6 protein-coding genes are annotated in these 4695 nt (G+C 72.9%); all 6 read left to right on the forward strand.

The window, feature by feature from the left end; genetic code table 11:
• Positions 1-92: 92 nt before the first annotated feature.
• The gene (locus G6R25_RS21705) at positions 93-668 is read left to right on the forward strand and encodes a DUF6197 family protein (protein ID WP_163554382.1); all 576 of its coding nucleotides are present in this window, start codon (positions 93-95) and stop codon (positions 666-668) included.
• Positions 669-1007: 339 nt separating this feature from the next.
• On the forward strand, positions 1008-1436 hold the full coding sequence (locus tag G6R25_RS21710) for a DUF3307 domain-containing protein (protein ID WP_163554383.1): 429 nt from the start codon (positions 1008-1010) through the stop codon (positions 1434-1436).
• Positions 1437-1703: 267 nt separating this feature from the next.
• Complete coding sequence (locus G6R25_RS21715) at positions 1704-1844, forward strand: hypothetical protein (RefSeq protein WP_163554384.1); 141 nt, start codon at positions 1704-1706, stop codon at positions 1842-1844.
• 265 nt (positions 1845-2109) lie between these two features.
• Positions 2110-3390, forward strand: coding sequence for a hypothetical protein (locus G6R25_RS21720; RefSeq protein WP_163554385.1), 1281 nt, complete (start codon positions 2110-2112; stop codon positions 3388-3390).
• A gap of 183 nt (positions 3391-3573) precedes the next feature.
• Positions 3574-3915, forward strand: coding sequence for a hypothetical protein (locus G6R25_RS21725; protein ID WP_163554386.1), 342 nt, complete (start codon positions 3574-3576; stop codon positions 3913-3915).
• The gene (locus G6R25_RS21730) at positions 3834-4082 is read left to right on the forward strand and encodes a DUF4326 domain-containing protein (RefSeq protein WP_205447334.1); all 249 of its coding nucleotides are present in this window, start codon (positions 3834-3836) and stop codon (positions 4080-4082) included. The genes G6R25_RS21725 and G6R25_RS21730 overlap by 82 nt, the downstream gene beginning before the upstream one ends.
• Positions 4083-4695: the final 613 nt, after the last annotated feature.

A 4695-nucleotide genomic window follows, 5' to 3' on the forward strand; every position in this document is an offset into this window, starting at 1 on the left:
ACCGCCCCGCCCCGCCCGGCCCGCCGCCGGCCCCGGGTCGCGGTCGCCGGCGGGACCCGCGCCGGCACCCTCGCCCAGATCGGAGCATGACCATGACCACCGTCACCGACACCCTGGACGACATCGCGGCCACCGCCGTCCTCGTCCTCGCGCTGAGCACCCCCGCCGGCGTCACCATCCCCGCCGCCGCGGCCGCGCTCGGCCGCGACGAGGCGTGGGTGCGCTGGCAGGTCGGCGCCGACACGACCAGCGACACCATCACGGCCGTCGAGGACCTGCGCACCGGCGCCACCCGCTACCGGTACGCCGACCTGGTCGTCACGGACATCACCCTGATCGCCGGCGCGCTCCTCGTCCTGGCCGAGCACGACTGGGCCCAGGGCGAGCATCAGGACGACCTCGGCCGCGTCGACATCACCGGCGCGCTGTCCCTGGCCGCCGGTGTCCATCCGCAGGAACTGCCCGACGCTCCGCACCTGCTGGACGCCCTGCTCGCCGCCGAGGACACCCTCGCCGTCGACCTCGGTTATGACCCCACCGAGGTCGACGCCGGTGACACCGTCGCCGCCTGGCAGGACGACCCCGACCGCACCGCTGACGAGGTCCACGCACTGCTCATCGACATCGTCACCTACACGGCCCCGACCAAGACGGACACGGCCCGATGAGCGACCACAGCACGGCCGTCCCCGCGGATCAGGGCCCGCTCACCGTCGGGCGCTGGACCGATGAGGCCGGGCGGCGCACCAGCCGCTGGTACTGGGAGGCACGCTTCGGCGGCCAGGTAGTGGGAGCCGGCATCCTCGGCACACCACCCCAGGGCCACCGGACACGCCGGTACACCGAGGCCGACGTCTGGCAGCACGCAGCACGGGCACTGGCCCAGGCCGGCCTACGCGGCAGGACTGCGCGGCAGCGCCGACGGGACCCTCATCCCCCCCTCTCGGCCCCCCGCTCACGCCCGATGACAGCGACCCGCACCTGCCGTCCGCAGCGGACGCTGCCCGGTGAGCACCGCCGTCGTGTTCGCGGTGCTGGGTGTGACCGTCTACGCCGCCCACCAGCTCGCCGACCATGTCCTGGGCCAGACCGACGCCCAGGCCGCGGGCAAAGCGGGCCCCGGCCGGTCCGGCTGGGCCGCACTCGGCCGCCACGTCGCCCAGTACCACCTGGTCGTCGTGGCGATGGTCGCGGTGACCGTCCTCGCGCTGCACGTGCCGCTGTCCGCCACCGGGGCGGCCGCCGGCTTGGCGGTCTCGGTGGGCACCCACCTGCTGTGGGACCGGCGCCGCCCCGTCCGCTGGCTGCTCATCCGGTGCGGCGGCCGCGGGTTCGCCGACCTCGCCGACCGCGGCCTCAACGGCATGTACCTCGCCGACCAGTCCCTCCACGCCGCGTCGCTATGGGCCGCCGCCCTGGCGGCTGCCCTCCTCTGACCCGACCCACGCATCCCCCGTCCCCGACACCAGACAGGCAGATGACCACCAACACCACCGTCACAACCCCGGGCCCGGCTCTCCCCACGGGAGAGCCGGGCTCCGGCGTGTCACGACACAACACACCCGACACGCCGCGCGTACGTATACGCCGATCGGGCGTGATCGCGGTAGACATGCGGCATGGCATCAGCACCCCGACCTGCACGTCTGCGGGCCGACGCGCCGACGCGCAGCTACCAACGATCAGCGCGGATGGACCTGTTGATGAGCCCGGAGTTGATGGCCCGGCTCACCGCAGCCGCGGCCGCAGCAGAGCGACCGCGGCTGCCGTACGTCGTGGAACTGATCGAGCGGGCGCTGCCCGCCGAGCTCCCCGATCAGGAGGACGCCCGCATGGCCGGATAGACGCAACGAGGGCCGCGCTTGCAGGCGCGGCCCTCGACGTGTGTGCGGGATCCGAGCTCGACCCTCGATCCCGCAATGTTGCCCACCCCGCTAGAGGAGAGGCGATGTTGCCTACTCATGCTGCCACGCGCCCAGGCGCGTTGGCCACTGCACTGGCCCGGATGTCCGGGCCTGTAACAGCCCACACCGGCCGTCCCGTACACCCCGCGCCATACCGGTCACCTGACGCCTATCAGGGCACCGTCGTGGCCGTGGGAGGTGCGCGGTGAGCACCAGCACCATCACACCCACGCCGCCCGGGGTGGCGCCGGCACTGGCGCCGTGGCAGACCCGCGCGGTGTGGGAGGACGAGGTCTGCGCGTCCATGCCGACCGCGGCCGGGGTGGCGGTGGTGCTGCGCCTGGCCCGGTACATGACCTGGCGGGAACGCCGACCCGGCTGGAACGCCGACCCGGGCCTGGCCCAACTCGCCGCCGATCTGCACCTCGGCGAGAAGCAGATCAGCCGCTACCTCGCCGACGCCGAACGGCGCGGTCTGATCGTCACGACCCGGCGGCACGCCCCCCGGTCCCGCACTCCTCACGCCGCCTACGCCGCCGTCATGCCCGCTCAGGTCGCGCTGTTCGGCGCCCCCGACCCCGCGGACAGCACCGAGGACCAGGCCCCGCCGGCGGCGGCTGTCACCGCGCCGGATTACCCGACACCCATGTCCGGTGAAGAGCCCCCCATCGGCCAAGATCAGCAGACATCCGTGTCCGGTAAAAATCAAGATCACCCGACACCCATGTCCGGTGATCTTGATTCGCACCTATATCCCTTCCTCAAAGGGTCTTCCTCATCGCAGATTTTGCTGCCCCCGACGTCTGTCGGAGGAGGAGGAAACCCCGCCAACGACGACACGATCCGGGTCGTCGCCGAGCTCGCACGGATGGTCCGCGGCGGCCCATCCACCGAACTGGCGATCCGCGGCCGCGTCGTCGAGTTGCTCGCCGACGGCTACGCCCCTGGGGAGATCACCCGCCACGCCGAGGCCCGGACCGCCGTCGGCCGCACCCGGGGCACGATCGCCGACCCTGCCGGTCTGCTGCGCCACGTCCTCAAAGACATCCCGCCGTCGGGGGCCGCGCAGGCCGCCGAACGGACCGCCGCCCGTGCACGGGACGCGGCCACCCGCGCCCAGACCTCGGCAGCCACCGACGACACCGCGACGCGCAACGCGAGCATCACCGCCGCGCTCGGTGCCGTCCTGCACAGCCGGATCGTCACGGCCGCACTCGCCGCAAACCCGATCTACCAGCGGTCCCGGCGCAGTCCCGCCCTTGCCCGCACCCTCACCGCCCAGGTGTACGCCGACCACGGTCACGACCTGGACGCGATCCGCGCCTACGCCGAAAGCCTGCCGTCCGACCCGTCCCCGGCGGCCACGGAGACGCCCCTGAGCGACACGCAGAGCATCACACCCACCCCGGACTACCCGGACGGGCCGGATCTGCCGTCTGTGGCCGACCTAGAGGCCGCGATCGCGGCCCGGGTCGGTGCCGCATGACGGCCACACCGGTGCGGTCCGAGACGGCTGCCCGCCAAGCGGCGGCGTTTCTCGCACCAGCCGACGCCCAGGTCTGCGAGGGCGTGGTGCTCGGCGGCCCAGCCGCAGTGGCGTACCGGCTCGACCCGGAAGAGATCGCCCGGCGGGACGAGGCCGGGGCTGGGCGCGGTCACGTCCGTCGCCGTGCTCGACCTAATGCTGGGTCTGCCGCTGAAAATGCCGGTAGGCCGGGCCGCGCTGGGGGACCGCGAGCGGCGGACGCTCACGGCCGCGGTGCAGCCCGGCCTGTTCGACGCCGAGCCTGTCCCGGCGGGCCTGCCTGACTCCGGCGCGGTGCTGCTCGACCGGCTCGCCGCCGGCGAGACCGTCGTCGTGCGCCTGCCGGGCCTGTACCAGCCGTACGGCCCGCTGCTGCGCCACCTGCGGGATGCCCCGGTCTGCTCGTGCGGATCGGCCGGGACACGCCGTGGGACAACCCGCACCGGCTCCGCCCCGGCGCGAGCGACGCCGAGCGCGTCGAGGTGATCGCCGCCTACGAGCAGGACCTGCAGGCCCGGCCCGACCTGCTCGCCCAGCTGCCCGAGCTGCGTGGTCGCGCGCTGGGCTGCTGGTGCGCCCCGCGGCCATGCCACGGCGACGTCCTCGCCCGCCTGGCCGCCGACCCGATAGCACCCGGGAGATCATCACGATGACGGGTACCAGAACGGGAAGGACCGAGATGGACCAGGACCAGCCGATCGGCACCACCGCGGCCGAGTGCACCCGGTGCGGGGACGCGCTGATCCCCGGCGTCACCGCGCTGCCCCAGGCACCCCCGGCCGGCGGGAGCGCTGCCAGACGTGCGCCGTTACCGGGCAGTGCCGCGGCTGCGGAGACGCGATCATCCCGGGCTACAACCAGCCTGTGGCCGTGGCGTACGCCCAGGACCTGTGCCAGGACTGCGCACCGCCGGACCTGATCGAGGGCGACGTCCTGGTCCTCGTCGACGCGGTCGTGCCCGACGACAGGATCATCTGACGGTCGTCACGCGGACGACCGGGGCCCATTCCGGAGAGACGAGTACCGGAATCAGCGAGTCGATCATGCTGAATCGTCCGCCTAGATGCCCGTTTTTGATCATTGAGCGTCTGGCGTGATCATGGCTCGGGTTAGTCAACAGTGTGGACAAAGCGCCGCGAATCGATCATAAAGGGTACCGTCGCGGTGCCAGAACCGGCGAGTTTCGACCTCGAACCGCGCGGGCTCGCCGTAGTACTCGCCGAAATCGGCCGGGGCAGGGGGCCGATGTGCAGCGCTGGAGCGCCT

The sequence above is a fragment of the Candidatus Frankia alpina genome (genome assembly GCF_902806485.1).
In the GTDB taxonomy this organism is placed as follows: Bacteria; Actinomycetota; Actinomycetes; order Frankiales; family Frankiaceae; genus Frankia; species Frankia alpina.

Bases quoted from the DNA above. Each gene is read 5' to 3' on its own strand.
- G6R25_RS21705 (WP_163554382.1), top strand. From the start codon at position 93: ATGACCACCGTCACCGACACCCTGGACGACATCGCGGCCACCGCCGTC.
- G6R25_RS21715 (WP_163554384.1), top strand. From the start codon at position 1,704: ATGAGCCCGGAGTTGATGGCCCGGCTCACCGCAGCCGCGGCCGCAGCA.